Raw genomic sequence first — 477 nt, 5'->3', positions numbered from 1 at the left:
ACCCGGGTCCCATGCACAGCGGTCGACCAGAGCCCGCATGTCGGCGGGATTGGAGCTTGGGTGCCCGTTCCCGTCGCATGCGTGCCCTGGTCCCATGCAACATCGCCGCTGCCAGGTCGCGCCGGCGGCTGTTCAGCCCGTCGGCGCATCCCCTTATGGCTGGTGTTTTAGTGGCTCGTGTTCATCGAAGCGATCGCCAGGCCGTTGTGCTGCACGTTGCCCGCGCCGCCCGCGATGTTCACGCCGATATTGCCGGTTGCGTGACTCAGTGCGCCCGCGCCGAGCATCGCAGTGCCTTCGAACGAGCCGTGGAACGACACGCCCGCCGACTGCGACGATTCATCCGTGGCGACCATCGCCGCGCTGGCATGGTTGCGCGAGACCGTCGACGTCGAAGCGGCCATGCTGTTGTTCTGCACGTTGCCGATGCCCGATGCCACGTTCACGCCGACGTTGCCCGATGCGTACTGCAGCGAG

General features: G+C 66.7%; 1 pseudogene. It reads right to left on the bottom strand.

The annotated features are described in order from the left end of the window. Positions 1-167 precede the first annotated feature (167 nt). A pseudogene (locus AB4Y42_RS44175) lies at positions 168-477 on the bottom strand (hypothetical protein); the annotation flags it as partial.

The organism is Paraburkholderia sp. EG286B (genome assembly GCF_040965655.1).
Taxonomy (GTDB): domain Bacteria; phylum Pseudomonadota; class Gammaproteobacteria; order Burkholderiales; family Burkholderiaceae; genus Paraburkholderia.
This window is presented reverse-complemented; position numbering and strand designations above follow the sequence as displayed.